Below are 16,464 nucleotides of genomic sequence, written 5' to 3'. Positions count from 1 at the left end.
GCAGGGGAACGGGGAGGTGGCGGCCAGGCTGCCGGGCGCTTGAGGGGCGGGGCGGGGGCCGAGTCGCCGGGGCGCTGTGCAGGCCGAGGGGGCCGAGTGGCCGGGTGGCCGGGTGGCCGGTGGCCGGTGGCGTCGTACCGGGACGTGGGGGAGCCCCGCGCCGTGGTCTGGGCGTAGGCTTGGATTGGATTGGACTAGACCTGTAGCAGGCCGACGAATGGGGTCCCATGAGCAAGCGTGCAGTCCTGGAGGTGATCGCCCTCGACGTCGAGGACGCGGTCGCCGCCCAGGCCGGAGGCGCGGATCGCCTCGAACTGGTCACCGACATGGCGGCCGACGGACTCACCCCGTCGACCGCGACCGTCGCCGCGATCCGCGCCGCCGTCGACATCGACGTACGCGTGATGCTGCGGCTCGCGGACGGATTCGCGGCCGGGGACGTCGAACGGCTGGTGCGGGTCGCCGGGGAGATGCGGGGGGCCGGGGCCTCGGAGTTCGTGCTCGGGTTCCTCGACGCGCACGGTGACGTGGACCTCGGGGCGGTGGAGCGGGTCGCCGGGGCGCTGGACGGGTGCCGGTGGACGTTCCACCGGGCGATCGACCGCGCCGGGAACCGGGACGCCCTGCGCAAGCAGCTCGCGGACTTCCCCGGCCTGGACACCTATCTGACGGCCGGATCGGCCGGCGGGGTGGACGACGGGCTGGCCGTACTGCTCGCCGAGGCGCGGCGGCGCGGCGAGCCGGGGTACGAGCAGCAGTTGCTGGTGGGGGGCGGCCTGCGGCTGGAGCACGTACCCGGGCTGCTGGACGCGGGGATCGACGGTTTCCACATCGGCGGCGCGGCGCGGCCGGGCGGGTGGGCCGAGCCGGTGTCGACGCAGGCGGTCGCGGAGTGGCGGCGGGTGCTGGGGGACTGAGCGTCGCTCACCCGGTCACCGGCGGGACCGCTCGCGGGGTGGGGCACGCGGCCCGGCGTCGCGGGGTGCCTCCCCCACTCCCCGTCCAGGCACGGGGGAAGCACGACCGCCCGCAGCCGCGCTAGGCCAGCTGCGGCGGCAGGTCCGTCCCGTGGGTCACGATCAGGCCCGACACCGCTCGGGTCAGGCAGACGTACAGCCGTCGCAGCCCCGTCCGCTCGTCCGGTTCGCCGTCGACCACGGCCTGCGGCTCGTCCAGGACCACGTAGTCGTACTCCAGGCCCTTGGCCAGCGAGGCCGGGACCAGGGTCAGCCGGGTGGCGAGGGTCGTCTCCTCACCGGGGCCGATGAAGCCGATCCCCGCCGCCCCGAGGGCCTCCGTCAGCTCCGGCACCCGCGCGTCGGCGGCGATCAGGCCCACCGAGCCCTCGCGCTCCAGCAGCTCGCGGCAGGCCGCCACCACGTCGTCCGTGCCGGCGTCGGCCGTACGGATCTCGAAGAAACCCGGGTTCTCCCGGATCGACGCCACCGGCGTCAGGCCTGGCGCGATGTGCGGCAGCAGCCGGGAGGCGTACGCGATGACGTCCGTCGGCACGCGGAAACCGGCCGTCAGCTCCTCGATCACCGCCTCGCCCTTGCCCAGGTGCTCCAGCGCCTCCTCCCAGCTCCGGGTCGCCCAGGGCGTGGTGCCCTGCGCCAGGTCGCCGAGGACGGTCGCCGATCCGGTGGTGCAGCGCCGGCCCACCGCCCGGTACTGCATCGGGGAGAGGTCCTGCGCCTCGTCGAGGACCACGTGTCCGAGGGAGTGGGTGCGCTCGATCAGGTCGGTGGCCTCGTCGATCAGCACCGCGTCGGCGGACGACCACCTGGCGGACCTCACCGAGCGGGCCGGCCTCACCCACAGCACCGCCTTCTGCTCGTCCTCCGTGAGGACGCCCTCGGCGTGCTCGGCGAGGAAGGCCGCGTCCGACAGGAGGCGCAGGACGAGCTTCGCGGGGTCGACCTGCGGCCAGATCGCCTTGACCGCCGCCTTCACCGCGGCGTTGCGCGCCACCGCGTTCTGCACCCGGTCGTCCGGTGCCTCGCCCGCCCGTTCCATCTGCACCAGCACGGCGTGCGCGATGCGCTGCGGGAGGGCCTCGCGGGCGGCGCCGTAGCGGATGTCGCGGGCGAGCAGCTCGCGGACGATCTCCTCCAGTTCGTACGCCGCCACCCGCCGGCGGCGCGAGCCGCGCACCACCACGATCCCCTCGGTGGGCATCGCGACGTGCGAGTACAGCGCCCTGCGCAGCACCTCGGCCATCCGCGCGTCACCCTTGACGGTCGCCGCCGCGGCGTCGTCCGCCCCGCGCACCTCGACGTGCGCGACCAGGTCGTCGACGGTGGACTGGTGGACCGTCAGCTCACCCAGCGCGGGCAGCACTTGCTCGATGTAGTGCAGGAAGGACCGGTTCGGCCCGATGACGAGCGTGCCGGTGCGGGCCAGACGCTCGCGGTGGGCGTAGAGGAGGTACGCGACCCGGTGCAGGCCGACGGCGGTCTTCCCGGTCCCGGGACCGCCCTGCACACAGACCGAGCCGGCCAGCCCGGCGCGCACGATCTCGTCCTGCTCGGGCTGGATGGTCGCCACGATGTCGCGCATCGGGCCGACACGGGGCCGTTCGATCTCCTGCTGGAGCAGCTTGCTGGTGGTCGCCGCCTCGGCCGGGTCGGTCAGGTGCTCGTCCTCGTACGCCGTGAGGTCGCCGCCGGTGTAACCGAAGCGGCGGCGCAGGGCGATGTCCATCGGGTCCTTCTTCGAGGCCCGGTAGAACGGCTGCGCGACCGGCGCCCGCCAGTCGATCACCATCGGGTCGCCGTCCGTGTCGTGCACGTGCCGGCGTCCGATGTGCAGTGACTGGTAAGCGGCCTCCGGATGCGGGCGTTCCCCGTCCGCCCCTTCGGCCCGCTCCGCGCCCGGAGCGTGCAGGTGGTCGAGCCGGCCGAAGAACAGCGGGGTGTCGCTGAGGTCGGCGAGCGCCTTGATGCGCAGCTCGATCTGGTGCTCCAGGGCGGCGGCGTTGACCCAGTTCGCGGTGACGTCGGTGATGTCGAGGGATTCGACGTCCTCCCGCATGGCGCGCAGGGCGGCACGTGAGGCGGCCAGGTGGGCGCGCTCCCTGGCGAGGGGGTCGTCGTGGACGGGCGTGGACAAGGGGGTGCCTCCGGATGACCTGCTGTGCGGTGGGCGCGGCTGTCGCGCGCGGTGAACCGGCCGGTTTCCGTCCGGCCGGCGGCGCTCCGTGGGGAGGCGGGGAGCGGAGATTGTAGGGGAGCGGGCGCGGCGCGGGCCAATGGGTTTTCCGACCCCTAGGGGAGCACCTACCCGCTGTGGGGGAGGTGCGGTCCCCCCACGGTCGTAGCGGGGGACGGCGGGGGGTCGGCCCGCAGACCGATGCCGGCCGGGGGTGCGCGGTCGCACCATGGAGACATGAGCGCAGCAACCATCTCCCCCGCCCCGGCACCGGTCCGCGCGTCCGGTGCCACGCTCGTGGCCGGCAGCCACCGGCACCGGCTCGGTGACGCCCTGCGCACCGTCAGGGTGTTCGCGGGCGCCGCTTTCGACGTGGTCGTGCTCGGCGAGTACGGCGAGGAGGCCGGCGTCCGGCGCCGGTGAGGATCAGCCCAGGATCTCGTCCGCGTCCATGATCCGGTAGGCGTAGCCCTGTTCCGCCAGGAAGCGCTGGCGGTGGGCGGCGAAGTCCTGGTCGAGGGTGTCGCGGGCGACGACCGAGTAGAAGTGCGCCTGGTGGCCGTCGGCCTTGGGGCGCAGCACCCGGCCCAGGCGCTGGGCCTCCTCCTGCCGGGACCCGAAGGTGCCCGACACCTGGATGGCGACGGTCGCCTCCGGCAGGTCGATCGAGAAGTTGGCGACCTTGGAGACGACGAGGACGCTGATCTCGCCCCGGCGGAAGGACTCGAAGAGCTTCTCCCGCTGCGCGTTGGACGTCTCGCCCTTGATGACCGGGGCGCCCAGGTGCTCGCCCAGCTCGTCGAGCTGGTCGATGTACTGGCCGATGACGAGGATCTGCTGCCCGGCGAAGCGCCGCACGATCGCCTCCGTCACCTTCCGCTTGGTGTCGGTCGTCGCGCAGAAGCGGTACTTCTCCTCCGCCTCGGCGGTGGCGTACGCGAGGCGCTCGGAGTCGGTGAGGTTGACCCGGACCTCCACGCAGTCGGCGGGCGCGATGTAGCCCTGCGCCTCGATCTCCTTCCACGGGGCGTCGAAGCGCTTCGGCCCGATGAGGGAGAACACGTCCGACTCCCGGCCGTCCTCACGCACGAGCGTCGCGGTCAGGCCCAGGCGGCGGCGTGCCTGGAGGTCGGCGGTGAACTTGAAGACCGGCGCCGGAAGCAGGTGCACCTCGTCGTAGACGATCAGGCCCCAGTCCCGGGAGTCGAACAGCTCCAGGTGCGGGTAGACGCCCTTCCGCTTCGTCGTCAGCACCTGGTACGTGGCGATGGTGACGGGCCGGATCTCCTTCTTCGTCCCGCTGTACTCGCCGATCTCGTCCTCGGTCAGGCTGGTGCGCTTGACGAGCTCGTGCTTCCACTGCCGGGCGGAGACGGTGTTCGTGACGAGGATCAGCGTCGTGGACTTGGCCTGTGCCATCGAACCGGCCCCGACCAGCGTCTTGCCGGCGCCGCAGGGGAGCACGACGACACCGCTGCCGCCGTGCCAGAAGTTCTCCACCGCCTGCTTCTGGTAGGGCCTGAGCGCCCATCCGTCCTCGGCCAGCTCGATCGGGTGCGCCTCGCCGTCGACGTATCCGGCGAGGTCCTCGGCGGGCCAGCCCAGCTTCAGCAGCGTCTGCTTGATCTGTCCGCGCTCGGAGGGGTGGACGACCACCGTGTCGGGGTCGATGCGGTTGCCGACCAGCGGTGCGATGCGCTTCGACTTCAGGACCTCCTCCAGCACCGGCCGGTCGGTGGTCGTCAGGACCAGTCCGTGTGCCGGGTGCTTGGAGAGGGTGAGGCGGCCGTAGCGGTCCATCGTCTCGGCGATGTCGACGAGCAGCGCGTGCGGCACCGGGTAACGGCTGTACTCGACGAGCGCGTCCACGACCTGTTCGGCGTCGTGGCCCGCGGCCCGCGCGTTCCACAGGCCCAGCGGGGTCACCCGGTAGGTGTGGATGTGCTCCGGCGCCCGCTCCAGTTCGGCGAACGGTGCGATGGCCCGACGGCAGTCGCCGGCCTGCTCGTGGTCGACTTCGAGGAGCAGGGTCTTGTCGGACTGGACGATCAGCGGACCATTCACGGGCGGCACCCTTTCGCGTGCGTACGGCCGACCGCGACTGGACGGATCGGCCAAACGTCCAGTGTGCCTGATCGCGGGGCCCGGCTACCGGAGAGCGAGGTTGTTGATCAGCGGCCCCTCGACGGTGATCCCCTCCGTGACCAGCGTCTCGAGGCCGGTGCGCGGCAGGGGCAGCGGCTGGGCGGTGGCCTCGGGGGCGAGCGCGCCGAACAGCGCGGCGGCGGTGATCAGCGCGGCGACGGAGACGGCGACGGCGGAGCGGGCGGCGGAACGCTCGGGTCCGGGGAGGTGGGAAGGCATGGGGTCCGGCCTTTCGGAGGGGGAGTTCGGAGGGGGAGTTCGCAGGGGGGAGTGACGGGAGTGACACGGGTCCCTGCCGGGGACCGAGGGAGGAATCCGGGAGCGGGCCGGGCCCAGGGGGGCTGGGACCCGGCCCGCGGCAGGGGGACGCGGAACGGACGGATCAGAAGGTCAGGCCACCACCGAGGTCGATGCCGACCGCGGCGGCCTCGGCGGCGAACGCCGCGATCAGCGCGGCGGTGGCGGTCAGGACGGTGGTGACACGACGAACGGCACGCATCGGGTTTCCCCTTTCGGTTCGGTGCAGGACACCCGGTGGCTGCCCGAGGGCCGACGGCTCGATGCGGCAGATGAAAAAAGCTCCCTCGCAGGTGCGAATCACCCGGCGTGGCGTGCATGAACCACCGCGTACGCCCGGAGGGGTGAAAGAGGACGGGATCCCGGCCGGGGGGCGTAGAACCCGGGGAGCCGGGTCTTTGCAGGCCAGGTCACGTCGCGTCGTCGGCGAGTTCCGCGACCCCGGTGATCCGGTGCAGTGGATACGTGCGCACCTCGTCCGCCGTGTGGTCGTACGCCGTGACGAAGCCGCCCTCGACCCGGATCGGGGCCACGACGCGCTGGCTGGCGGCGCCCTCGGCGTTCACGTAGCCGATCCACAGAGCCTCGCCGGTCAGGACGGCCGCCTGCATGGTGGCGAGGGTCTCGGCGGCTCCCGTGCGGGGCAGCTCGCCGCCCGCCGCCGCGGCGTCGTCCGCACCGGCCCCGGGGCCCGGCTTGCGCGGGGCCGTGGAGGCCAGGTCGCCGGCCCGGATCGCGCGGATCGCCGCCGCCAGAAGCGTGTCGTCCGGGACCGGCGGACCGTCCGGGACCGGCTCCGGCGCCGCACGCGGCGGGGTGCGGTGGGCGTCGGCGCGGGCGATCAGCACGTCGCCCGCGGCGGACTCGGCGGCCGGCGCGAACCCCATCGCGCGCAGCCCCTCCAGCAGCGCCGCCGGGTCGCTCCGCGCGGCCAGCACGGTCGGTGCGAGACGGCGCAGCCCCAGGCCGGCCGCCCGCTTGTCGGCGAGGATCTCGTCCAGCGTCGCCTCGTCGTCACAGCGCACGTACGACGAGGCCGCGCCCACCCGGAGCTGCCCGTGCCGCCGGGCCACGTCGTCGATCAGGTACGTCAGCGGCTGCGGCACCGGCGTACGGGAGTGCCGGGCGAGGAAGGCGTGCAGGTCGGCGGCGGTCCGCCCGGCGTCCAGCGCGCGGCGCACCGAGCCCGGGGTGAAGCGGTAGACGGTCGCCCCGCCCTTGGACTCCACGTCCGCGAGCTCCCCCAGCAGGTCGGCCAGCGGACGCTCCAGGGGCCCCGGTGCCACCGCCGTCAGGTCGGCCTGGAGCAGCACGTGGTCCAGCGGCTCGGGGAACAGCGGCGCGAGCAGCCGGGCGGCCCGCGCGGCGGCGGCGGCCTGCTCGGCGGGGGCGAGCGGGGCGGGCGCGGGCGGCGTGTGGTGGTGGACGGGAAGCTTGTCGCCGGGCCCCTCGGACGGCTCGTCCCGGCGCGGCGGCTCGGGCGCCCCGATCAGCGCCCGCCCCGGCGCCGCCAGCGCGCCGCGCCCGGTGACGCCCAGCAGCTCGGCCTCGGACAGCGTCCACCGGGCGATCCTGGTGCGCAGGTCGTCCTCGCGCCGTTCCCGCTCGGGCCCGCGCAGCGGACGCTCCCAGCGCAGCCGGGCCAGCACCGACTCCTCGGCGGGCGAGGCGCCCGGCGGCAGCGCCGCCAGCAGGGCCAGCACCCGGTGCCGTACCTCCGGCGCCGCCGAACGGTCCAGGTTCGGGCCCAGCGCCGACAGCGTGCGGTCCTTGGCGTCCCGCCCGCCGACCACCCCCGGCGTGCGAGTGGCCGTCAGCCACGTCACGGCCAGCCGCGCCCAGCGCTCGGCGGGAGGCAGCTCGCGCCACTCGTCGTAGGCCGGGGTCGCCGCGTACCGCTCGTCGGCCTCGCCGTCGGAGGCGATCAGACCGGCCGCGTAGGCCAGCTCGACCCAGAAGGCGGCGACATGCTCGGGCACGTCCAGGGCGACGGCCGTCCGCTTCAGGTCGCGCACGCTCAGACCGCCGGCCCGCAGCACCGCCGGCCCGCCCTCATCCCAGTCCTTCAGCAGCTCCTCGACGGTCGCCAGCGCCGTCAGGGCCTGCCCGGCCGCCGTGGCGTCCACAAGCTGTGGACGGTGTGCCGCGACGGCCTCCACCGGCGGCGGCACCGGCTCGGGCGTGCGGTGCGCCCTCCCCGCGCGCAGGTGCAGGGCGGCCTCGCGGGGGAGGACGACCGTGCCCGGCGCGGTCGGCAGCAGCAGGCCGCGGTCCAGCAGCGCCCGCAGGTGCGGCGCGGGATCGTGGGTGACCTGGCCGTAGGGCGGGCCCCACACCAGCCGGGCCAGCACCTGGCGGGACTCCTCGGGCAGGTCGGCGAGGAGCGCCGCCATCCGCGGCCGGTCGGTGAACAGGGCGCCGAGCGCGGACACGGCGGAGACGGAGTCGTGGGTCGAGGGCAGACCGACGGCGGCGAGGATCTCCTGGATCCGGCCGGGCGACATCCCCGCCGTCGCCTCCCGCACGGTGGGGCCGAGGCCGGTCGGGGACGGGTGCTGCGCGGACGGCGCGAGCAGCTCGCGTGCGGTGCGCACCAGCCGCAGCCGGTCGTCGGCGCCCCACACCAGGGCCTGCTCGCGCAGCAGGGCGACCGCCCGGGGCAGGGCGGCCGGGACCGCGGGGTCGGCCGTGTCACCCGGGTCCCCGGCCATGAGGCCGAGCAGCTCGTCGTACGGCGCCGGGTCCGCCGCCACGGCCAGCGCCTCGGCGGTCTGCAGGGTGAACCGGTCCAGCCGCTCCAGGGCCCGGACGACCGAGGCGCGGGTGCCGGCGCGGGTGGCGAGCTGCGTGAGGTCCGTGGGCACGGGGGTGACGAGGTCGGGCCGGCTGCGCAGGAGGGCGGCCAGCGAGACGTCGTCCCTGACGCGGAGGGCTTCCGCGAGGGACCGGGGGGCCGCGGACTTCTCCTCGGTGCTCATCCGGCCCACGGTAGCGGGTGGGTACGACGGTGGGGTGCGCGTGCGGTGGCGCGGTGCGCGGGGCCTGAGCCGCGGGCGGGAACATTCGGTACCTTCGTCCGACGGGGTACCACAACACACCGCCCCGGAGGGCTTTGTGGGGATCGAGAGCGACCAGGTCGTCTACGAGTATCTGAGCCGCGTCGGCGACGTGGCCCAGCAACGGCAGCTGCCGTCGGCCGCCCGCATGCGGCTGGTCGCCGAACTGCGCGACGAGATCGACCGGCGCCGTGCCGGGACCACCGGGGACAGTCCCGCCGCCGTCCGCCGCATCCTGGACCGGCTCGGCAGCCCCGACGACATCGTCGACGCGGCGGGCGGTCCCGGCGGTCCCGGCGGTCCCGGTGGTCCCGGCGGTCCCGGTGGCACTGGCGGTACGGCGCCGCCCGCGGCCGTGCCCGCACAGCGGGAGGACCAGCCGCGGAACGCACAGCGGCGCAAGGGCCTGCGGCGTGCCGTGCCGCGCCCCCGCCCCGCCGCGTCCGGCGCGGAGTCCGAGCCGGTGCCCGCGCCGGCCCCCTCCCCGCCGCACACGGCGAGCGCGCACGAGCTGGGCGACAGCGGCCCGCAGCCGGACTGGTGGCGGGTGGACAACGGCCCGTTCGGGGGCGGGGGCAGGGGCGGTGGCGGTGACAGCGTGCCGGGATTCGTCGGCGGCGTCGAGATCCCGGAGCTGCTGAAGCCTCCGCCGAGGGAGCGGGACGAGGCGGCGCAGCAGGACGGCACGGCCGGGAAGGCGGCCGCGGAAGCGGTGGAGGAGCCCGCGGAGCCGGCCGCCGGGAAGACGGGCAGGGTCCGCCGCCTGCCCCGCCTGTGGCCCGAGGGCGGCTGGAACAGCCCCCTGCTGCTGCTCGCCGCCGCCCTGCTGGTCGCCGGCGCCGTCCTCGTCAGACCCGAACTGCTGGGCATCGGCTGGCTGAGCGTCTTCCTCTCCCGCCGCCTGACCCCCGCCCAGGCGAAGTGGGCGGTACTGGGCCTGCCCGGCACGGTCGTCGCCGCGGGCGTCGTCTGGCTGTGGGGCCGTGCGGACGGCCGCTGGGGCGCCCGGGTCGCCGAGGGCCACATGAGCGACGCCATCGCCGACACCTGGCCCTGGGTCCTGCGCTCCGCCGCGCTGGCCTCGGCCCTCTACCTCCTCTGGCGCGCCCGCCGCCCCCGGGGCTGACCGCCCGCCCCGCCGGGGCGGGCGGAGGACGACGCGGCCGACGGGACCCCGCGGTGGGCGGGACCCCGCGGTGGGCGGGCGGCCGTCCGGGCGGCGCCGTCGGCCCTCCCGGCACAATGGGCTGCATGGCCTCCACGACCCGCCCCGCGCCCACCGTCGGTTTCGACCTCGACATGACGCTGATCGACTCGCGCCCCGGCATCCGCGCCTGCTACCTGGCGCTGACCGAGCGGACGGGGACGTACGTCGACGCCGACCTGGCCGTCACCCGGCTCGGGCCGCCGCTGGAGCAGGAGCTGGCCCACTGGTTCCCCGCCGAGGAGATAGCGGCCACCGCCGACCTGTACCGGGAGATGTACCCGACGTACGCCGTCGCCGCCACGCCCGCGCTGCCCGGCGCCCGGGAGGCCGTCGACGCCGTGCGGGAGGCCGGCGGACGGGCGATCGTCGTCACCGCCAAGTACGAACCGAACGCCAAGCTGCACCTGGCGCACCTCGGCATCGAGCCGGACGCCGTGATCGGCGACCTGTGGGCCGAGCAGAAGGCCGTGGCCCTGCGCGAGCACGGCGCCCGCGTGTACGTCGGCGACCACCTCGGCGACGTACTGGGCGCCCGCGCCGCCGGTGCCCACTCCGTGGCCGTGGCCAGCGGCCCGTGCAGCGCCGAGGAGCTGCGGGCGGCCGGCGCCGACGTGGTCCTCACCGACCTGACGGAGTTCCCGGCATGGCTCGCGGACTACCGGGACGGCGACGGGGCGGGCGCCGGACCCGACACCGCGCGCGCCTGACGCCGGCCCGCCGCGATCGACCGGAACACCCCCGCGCCGGCGATCAGGAAGCCCACTCCCATCAGCATGCTCAGGAGGAACATGTAGGTGGGGAAGGGCGTCGTGCCCAGCAGCAGCGGGGCCACCGTGACCAGGGTGGCCACGGCGCCGACGAAGAAGACGACCGCACCGGCGCGGATCAGCCGGTCACCGGGCGCGGCGGAATTCGTTTGGGTTTTGTCACGCACCCCACCAGGGTAGTTCCCAGCCCGAGGGAACGACCGGGGGACGTCTTGTCACCGGCCTGAAGACCATTAGCCTTGGTACCGGCGGGTCCGGACGACCCGCCCAAGTGCTATCAAGAGCCGTTTCCCAGCGGTTTTCCGAGCAGTTTTCCGACGAGTACGAGGACGAGGACAGACGTGCCCACCGGCAAGGTCAAGTGGTTCAACAGTGAGAAGGGCTTCGGCTTTCTCTCCCGTGACGACGGCGGTGACGTCTTCGTCCATTCCTCGGTCCTCCCCGCCGGAGTCGAGACCCTGAAGCCGGGACAGCGCGTGGAGTTCGGCGTGGTCGCCGGACAGCGCGGTGACCAGGCCCTCTCCCTCACCCTGCTGGAGCCGGCCCCCTCGGTCGCGGCCGCGCAGCGCAAGAAACCGGACGAACTGGCCTCCATCGTCCAGGACCTGACGACCCTCCTGGAGAACATCACCCCGATGCTGGAGCGGGGCCGCTACCCCGAGAAGACGGCCGGCAAGAAGATCGCCGGTCTCCTGCGCGCGGTCGCCGACCAGCTGGACGTCTGACCCACCACGCCCTACGGGAACGCCAGCGCGTCCGGGCCGAGGGCCGGTACCAGTCCCTCGGCCGCCGCGCGGGTCAGCAGGCCCCGGACCGCCGCGTAGCCGTCCTCGCCGAGGTCGGCCGTGAACTCGTTGACGTACAGCCCGATGTGCTGGTCGGCGACGGCCGGGTCCATCTCCTGGGCGTGCTCCATGACGTACGGGCGGGAGGCCTCCGGGTCGTCCCAGGCCGCGCGTACGGACGTACGGACCGAGTCGGCGAGGCGCGTCAGCGTCGCCTCGCCGAGCGACCGCTTGGCGATGATCGCGCCGAGCGGGATCGGCAGCCCGGTGGTGCGCTCCCAGTGCTCGCCCATGTCGGCGAGCTTGTGCAGCCCGTAGTTCTGGTACGTGAAGCGCGCCTCGTGGATCACGAGCCCCGCGTCGACCTTCCCGTCCCGCACGGCCGGCATGATCTCGTGGAACGGCATGACGACGACCTCGCCCACCCCGCCGGGCACGGTGTCCGCCGCCCACAGCCGGAACAGCAGGTACGCCGTCGACCGCTCGCTGGGCACCGCGACCGTGCGGCCGCGCAGGTCCACGTCCGCCTCCCGGGTGAGCACCAGCGGCCCGCAGCCCCGGCCCAGCGCGCCCCCGCAGGGCAGCAGGGCGTACTCGCCGAGGACGTACGGCAGCACGGCGTACGACACCTTCAGCACGTCGAACTCGCCGCGCTCGGCCATGCCGTTGGTGATGTCGATGTCGGCGAACGTCACGTCGAGCGCGGGAGCGCCGGGGATCCGGCCGTGCGCCAGGGCGTCGAAGACGAAGGTGTCGTTCGGGCAGGGGGAGTACGCGATCTGCAAGGACTCAGAGGTCATGCGGGTCATGTGGGTCATGGGGGTCATGGGGGTCCCAACTCGTGAGAACGGGTGCGAGCTTCCCGAAGGCGTCCGTCAGCGCCGCGAGCGCGTCGTCGATGCGCCAGGCGGCACGGTCGCGCGGGCCGACCGGGTTGGAGACCGCGCGCAGCTCCAGCACCGGCACCGCGTGCGCGGCGGCGGCCTCGGCGACACCGAAGCCCTCCATGGCCTCGGCCAGGGCACGCGGATGGCGGGCGCGCAGCAGCGCGGCACGCCCGGCGGTGCCGGTGACGGTGGACCCGGTCAGGACGGTGCCGGGGCGGGCCCCGGTCGCGGCGGCGACCCGGCGGACGAGGCCGGCGGGCGGGAGGTGGGTGACGGTGCCGAAACCGAGGTCGGTGACCGGCAGGAAGCCGTCCGCCGTCTCGGCGCCCAGGTCGGCCGCGGTGATCTCGTCGGCGACGACGAGCGAGCCGACGGGCGCCTCCGGTGCGAAGCCGCCGCCGATGCCGGCCGAGACGACCAGACCGTACGGGGCGCCGTCGAGGGCCGCGGCGGTCAGTGCGGCGGCGGTGGAGGCGGCGGCGAGGGCGGGGCCGACACCGGCGGCCAGCAGGTCCCAGCCGCCCGGGAGACGGTGGAGGGTCACGCCGGGGCGGGGCGCCTTCGCGCCCGGCTCCGGGAACGCCCGAGCCACCGCGTCCCGTTCGACGGGGACCGCGGTGGCCACGAGGATGCGCGCGGAGGACGTGGTCAGTCGTCCTTCTTCAGCTTGAAGGACCACAGGCCGGTGGCCTTCTCGCTGTCGTCCTTGCCGTCGCCGGCCTTGATGGTGACGAGCGTCGAGTCACCCTGGGCGCCGTACTGGGCGTTGAAGAACACGCTGCCCGGCACCGTGCGGTAGGTGTTGTCCGTGTCGTCGGTCAGCTGCTGACCGTTCATCAGGATCGTCCAGCGCTGGTCGGCGACTTCCGGGTCCACGCCGAAGCGGACGGTGTCGTCGGGGTCGACCTTGATGGACTTGACGTCGTCGTCCTTCAGGCACTTCTGGATCTCGGCGGTCTCCAGGACCTTGTCCTCGCCACCACAGGTGGCCTCGGAGCTGACCGAGTCACTGCCGACCGTGACCGTCCCCATGGGCGTCGGCTGGTCACAGGCGGACAGCAGGAGCAGTCCGGCGGATACGGCGCCGGCGGCGGCGACAGCGCGGCGGCGTCGCACAACGGATTGCAACGTGGTCATGGGCGAAGGCTATACGGCGCCTCCGGCCCTCTCCCCACCTGGGTACGGCGTGGCGTGGTCACGCCACCCTCGGCCGCGCCGGTCCCCCGTGCCGGGCCGAGCCGATCAGGCCCCGTACGGTCGTCAGCCACCCGGCGGCGACGATCGCGGCGGCCACCGACAGGCCCAGCGTGCCGTTCAGCGGCAGCACGATGCCGACCGCGCCGCCCAGCACCCACGCGACCTGGAGCAGCGTCTCCGAGCGCGCGAACGCCGACGTGCGGACCTGTTCCGGCACGTCCCGCTGGATCAGCGCGTCCAGGGACAGCTTGGCCAGCGCCTGCGCGAACCCGGCGACCGCCGCCAGGCACGCCACCAGCACCGCGCCGAAGAACACCGCGGCCAAGGCCGCCGTGCCCAGCACGAACGCGACGACCGTCACGATGATGATCTCCGGCGCCCGCGACCGCAGCCACGCCCCGACCGCCGTGCCCAGGGCGTTGCCCGCGCCGGCCGCGACGCCCACTATCCCCAGGGACACGACCGCGCTCTGGCCCGTCATCGGGTGCACCCGCAGCAGGAAGGCCAGGAAGAAGATCAGGAAGCCGGACAGGCAGCGGATGGCCGCGTTGGCGCCCAGCGCGTGCGTCACCGCCGGGCCCACGGTACGCAGCCCGGGACGCCTGGCCCGCTTGCGCAGCGGCCCGTGCAGGTGCTGCTCGTCCGCGGCGAGCAGTGCCCGGTCCTCGCCGCGCGCCGAGTCCACCTCCGGCGGCAGCGTGAACGACAGCACGGTGCCCGCGACGAAGATCACGAAGGCGCCGTACAGCGGCCAGCGCGGCCCGACCTGCTGGAGCCCCGCCGCGATCGGCGCGGCGACGCCGGTGGCGAGCAGCCCGCACAGCGTCACCCGCGAGTTCGCCTTCACCAGGGAGAAGCGCGGCGGCAGCAGGCGGGGCACCACCGCGCTTCTGACCACGCCGTACGCCTTCGAGGCGACCAGGACGCCGAGCGCGGCCGGGTACATCTCGACGCTGCCGCTGATGACCGCCCCGGACAGCACCAGCGCGAGCAGCGCCCGGGCGCCCATCGCGGCCGCCATCGCCGCGCGGCGGCCGTGCGGCACGCGGTCCAGGAGGGGACCGATCACCGGGGCGAGGAGGGTGAACGGCGCCATGGTGATCGCTAGGTAGAGAGCGACGCGCCCGCGCGCCTCGTCGGTCGGGACGGAGAAGAAGACGGTGGAGGCGAGGGCGACGGTGATCATGACGTCACCGGCGCCGTTCACCCCGTGCAGCTCGATCAGCTTGCCGAGGCCGGACTCGCCGGCGCCGTGCGCGTGGGTCGCCCGGCGGATGCCGCGCGCGGTCCCGGTCACCGGCAGACGCAGGGCACGGCCGATCGCGCGGAACCGCCCGGGGCCGCGCCCCCGGCTTCCGCCCTTGAACTCCGTCCGTGCGGCTGCCACCCCGTCATAGTGCCCCGAGAGACGGGGCTATAGCGTCGATACGGCGCGGATGGCGGTGGCCGAGTCGGGTGACACCGCCGGGGAACGCCGGGCGACACCGCCGGGGAACACCGGGCTGCACCCCGCGGAAACTCCCGTCGGTGTAGGCCCAGCGCACATGAGCAGGTAGCGTGCGTAGCGCGCCGTGGCGAACGTTCTCGGCCGCGCGCCGTACGGCCATCCCGCAGAATGGATGACGTAGGTGTGCCCGAGCGCGATCGGGCGCGGACGTCGACGCGGTCCACAGGTCCGCTCCGTCCGCCCCTCGCAGGCAGCGGCGCACTCGTGAGACGGCGTATGGAGAGAAGCGATACCTGTGAGCGCAGCGACAACGCGAAGCCGCACCCCTGACCGTCTGTGCGCCGAGGCCGTCGACCTCGCCCGCGCCGCAGCCGAGGAGGCCGCCGCACCCGGCGTCGTCGGCGAGCACGCCGGGCTGGTGTCGGAGGGTGACCGGGTGGTCACGCACTTCTTCGTCTGCACGGAGCTGGGGTACCGCGGCTGGCGCTGGGCCGTGACCGTGGCCCGCGCCTCCCGCGCCAAGATCGTCACGGTGGACGAGGCGGTCCTGCTGCCCGGCCCGGACGCCCTGCTCGCCCCCGAGTGGGTGCCGTGGAGCGAGCGGCTGCGGCCCGGTGACATGGGCCCCGGTGACCTGCTGCCCACCGACGCGGAGGACCTGCGGCTGGAGCCCGGCTGGACCGGCGAGGACGAGCCGCCGCCGAACTCCGTCGTCTCCCACGAGATGGCCGACCTGGTGGAGGCCGAGGACGCCGAGGTCACGTCCGGTCCGCCGGCCGAGCTGACGACGGTCCCGGCCCGCGGCACGATCTCGGCGGTCGCCGAGGAGCTGGGCCTGCGCCGCACGCGGGTGCTCTCGCGGTACGGGCTGCACGTCGCCGCGGACCGCTGGGAGGAGGGCTTCGGCCCGAAGACCGCGATGGCCCAGGCCGCCCCCGCGTCCTGTGTGAGCTGCGGCTTCCTGGCACGGATCGGCGGCTCGCTGGGGCAGGCCTTCGGGGTGTGCGCCAACGAGTTCTCCCCCGCGGACGGGCATGTGGTGTCCCTGGCCTACGGGTGCGGCGGGCACTCCGAGGCCGCGGTCATGCCGAAGCCGCCGCGGGTGGCTCCGCCGGTGATCGACGAGACGCGGGTCGATCCGTTCCCGTTGCGGCCGGCGGCGGATTCCGGGTCGGTTCCGGTGGTCGAGGACGAGGCGGCGGCGGAGCTGGGGCATTCGTAGGGTGTGACGGTGCCGGCACCTGTGACGGTGGGTGCGGGTGCGGGTGCGGGTGCGTCGTGGCGCGCCTCCCCGGGGGCTGCGCCCCCGGACCCCCGTCGGCCTTGACGGCCTCGTCCTCAAACGCCGGACGGGCTGGTGGGGGCCTTGGCCGGTGTTTCGTCGGCTGGGCCGGTCGGGCGGCTGTCGGGGTGGCCGGACGGGTTGGGGAGTGGTCCCTGACCGGTGTTGGCTGGGCCGGTCCGGCCGGGGGCGGTCTGGTCGGGGTTCGTCGGCCGGGGCGGTCGGGGCCCGGAGTGGTCTGGTC

Annotated in this window: 15 protein-coding genes; 6 read left to right on the top strand and 9 right to left on the bottom strand. The window is 74.6% G+C overall.

What is annotated here, in order from left to right:
* Positions 1 to 227: 227 nt before the first annotated feature.
* Positions 228 to 917 (top strand): copper homeostasis protein CutC, encoded by a 690-nt coding sequence (locus tag KUM32_RS18930; RefSeq protein ID WP_217143102.1) that lies wholly within the window; start codon positions 228 to 230, stop codon positions 915 to 917.
* A 121-nt stretch (positions 918 to 1,038) separates the two neighbouring features.
* Here KUM32_RS18930 and KUM32_RS18925 read toward each other — a convergent pair whose 3' ends face one another.
* The gene (locus tag KUM32_RS18925; RefSeq protein WP_217143101.1) at positions 1,039 to 3,111 is read right to left on the bottom strand and encodes an AAA family ATPase; all 2,073 of its coding nucleotides are present in this window, start codon (positions 3,109 to 3,111) and stop codon (positions 1,039 to 1,041) included.
* Between the two features lie 276 nt (positions 3,112 to 3,387).
* Here KUM32_RS18925 and KUM32_RS18920 point away from each other — a divergent pair, with 276 nt between their 5' ends.
* Positions 3,388 to 3,573: a hypothetical protein gene (locus KUM32_RS18920; protein ID WP_217143100.1), complete on the top strand. Its 186-nt coding sequence runs from the start codon at positions 3,388 to 3,390 to the stop codon at positions 3,571 to 3,573.
* Positions 3,574 to 3,576: 3 nt separating this feature from the next.
* On the opposite strand, the gene KUM32_RS18915 is transcribed toward KUM32_RS18920, so the two are convergent.
* From KUM32_RS18915 to KUM32_RS18905, 3 genes are all read right to left on the bottom strand, one after another.
* Positions 3,577 to 5,214, bottom strand: a complete 1,638-nt coding sequence (locus KUM32_RS18915) for a DNA repair helicase XPB (RefSeq protein WP_217143099.1) — start codon at positions 5,212 to 5,214, stop codon at positions 3,577 to 3,579.
* An 84-nt stretch (positions 5,215 to 5,298) separates the two neighbouring features.
* On the bottom strand, positions 5,299 to 5,514 hold the full coding sequence (locus tag KUM32_RS18910; protein ID WP_217143098.1) for a hypothetical protein: 216 nt from the start codon (positions 5,512 to 5,514) through the stop codon (positions 5,299 to 5,301).
* 488 nt (positions 5,515 to 6,002) lie between these two features.
* Entirely contained in the window at positions 6,003 to 8,570 is a 2,568-nt protein-coding gene (locus KUM32_RS18905; RefSeq protein WP_217143097.1) for a helicase C-terminal domain-containing protein, read from the bottom strand.
* 136 nt (positions 8,571 to 8,706) lie between these two features.
* On the opposite strand from KUM32_RS18905, the gene KUM32_RS18900 reads away from it, so the two are divergent.
* On the top strand, positions 8,707 to 9,774 hold the full coding sequence (locus KUM32_RS18900; protein WP_217143096.1) for a hypothetical protein: 1,068 nt from the start codon (positions 8,707 to 8,709) through the stop codon (positions 9,772 to 9,774).
* A 125-nt stretch (positions 9,775 to 9,899) separates the two neighbouring features.
* Positions 9,900 to 10,562: an HAD family hydrolase gene (locus KUM32_RS18895; RefSeq protein ID WP_217143095.1), complete on the top strand. Its 663-nt coding sequence runs from the start codon at positions 9,900 to 9,902 to the stop codon at positions 10,560 to 10,562.
* Here the strand turns inward: KUM32_RS18895 and KUM32_RS18890 are convergent.
* Positions 10,511 to 10,789, bottom strand: a complete 279-nt coding sequence (locus KUM32_RS18890; RefSeq protein ID WP_217143094.1) for a hypothetical protein — start codon at positions 10,787 to 10,789, stop codon at positions 10,511 to 10,513. The genes KUM32_RS18895 and KUM32_RS18890 overlap by 52 nt on opposite strands.
* A gap of 174 nt (positions 10,790 to 10,963) precedes the next feature.
* On the opposite strand from KUM32_RS18890, the gene KUM32_RS44730 reads away from it, so the two are divergent.
* Complete coding sequence (locus KUM32_RS44730; RefSeq protein ID WP_161163330.1) at positions 10,964 to 11,347, top strand: cold-shock protein; 384 nt, start codon at positions 10,964 to 10,966, stop codon at positions 11,345 to 11,347.
* Between the two features lie 11 nt (positions 11,348 to 11,358).
* Here KUM32_RS44730 and KUM32_RS18880 read toward each other — a convergent pair whose 3' ends face one another.
* From KUM32_RS18880 to KUM32_RS18865, 4 genes are read right to left on the bottom strand one after another with little or no spacing between them, the layout of a single operon-like run.
* Positions 11,359 to 12,207 carry a 1,4-dihydroxy-6-naphthoate synthase gene (locus KUM32_RS18880; protein ID WP_217143093.1) on the bottom strand — a complete coding sequence of 283 codons (849 nt, stop codon included), beginning with the start codon at positions 12,205 to 12,207 and terminating at the stop codon, positions 11,359 to 11,361.
* On the bottom strand, positions 12,197 to 12,973 hold the full coding sequence (locus tag KUM32_RS18875) for a futalosine hydrolase (protein WP_217143092.1): 777 nt from the start codon (positions 12,971 to 12,973) through the stop codon (positions 12,197 to 12,199). Before KUM32_RS18875 ends, KUM32_RS18880 begins: the two co-directional genes overlap by 11 nt.
* Positions 12,943 to 13,431, bottom strand: coding sequence for a DUF2771 domain-containing protein (locus tag KUM32_RS18870; RefSeq protein ID WP_217143091.1), 489 nt, complete (start codon positions 13,429 to 13,431; stop codon positions 12,943 to 12,945). The genes KUM32_RS18875 and KUM32_RS18870 overlap by 31 nt, the downstream gene beginning before the upstream one ends.
* A gap of 58 nt (positions 13,432 to 13,489) precedes the next feature.
* Positions 13,490 to 14,878 (bottom strand): MFS transporter, encoded by a 1,389-nt coding sequence (locus tag KUM32_RS18865; RefSeq protein ID WP_217143090.1) that lies wholly within the window; start codon positions 14,876 to 14,878, stop codon positions 13,490 to 13,492.
* 355 nt (positions 14,879 to 15,233) lie between these two features.
* Between KUM32_RS18865 and KUM32_RS18860 the strand changes: the two genes are divergently transcribed.
* Entirely contained in the window at positions 15,234 to 16,160 is a 927-nt protein-coding gene (locus KUM32_RS18860; RefSeq protein WP_217143089.1) for a DUF3027 domain-containing protein, read from the top strand.
* Positions 16,161 to 16,464: the final 304 nt, after the last annotated feature.

This window comes from Streptomyces sp. AC627_RSS907 (genome assembly GCF_019049165.1).
This window is presented reverse-complemented; position numbering and strand designations above follow the sequence as displayed.

Coding starts and splice junctions, on each gene's coding strand:
- KUM32_RS18930 (WP_217143102.1), top strand. CDS start 228: ATGAGCAAGCGTGCAGTCCTGGAGGTGATCGCCCTCGACGTCGAGGAC.
- KUM32_RS18920 (WP_217143100.1), top strand. CDS start 3,388: ATGAGCGCAGCAACCATCTCCCCCGCCCCGGCACCGGTCCGCGCGTCC.
- KUM32_RS18910 (WP_217143098.1), bottom strand. CDS start 5,514: ATGCCTTCCCACCTCCCCGGACCCGAGCGTTCCGCCGCCCGCTCCGCC.
- KUM32_RS18905 (WP_217143097.1), bottom strand. CDS start 8,570: ATGAGCACCGAGGAGAAGTCCGCGGCCCCCCGGTCCCTCGCGGAAGCC.
- KUM32_RS18895 (WP_217143095.1), top strand. CDS start 9,900: ATGGCCTCCACGACCCGCCCCGCGCCCACCGTCGGTTTCGACCTCGAC.
- KUM32_RS18880 (WP_217143093.1), bottom strand. CDS start 12,207: ATGACCTCTGAGTCCTTGCAGATCGCGTACTCCCCCTGCCCGAACGAC.
- KUM32_RS18870 (WP_217143091.1), bottom strand. CDS start 13,431: ATGACCACGTTGCAATCCGTTGTGCGACGCCGCCGCGCTGTCGCCGCC.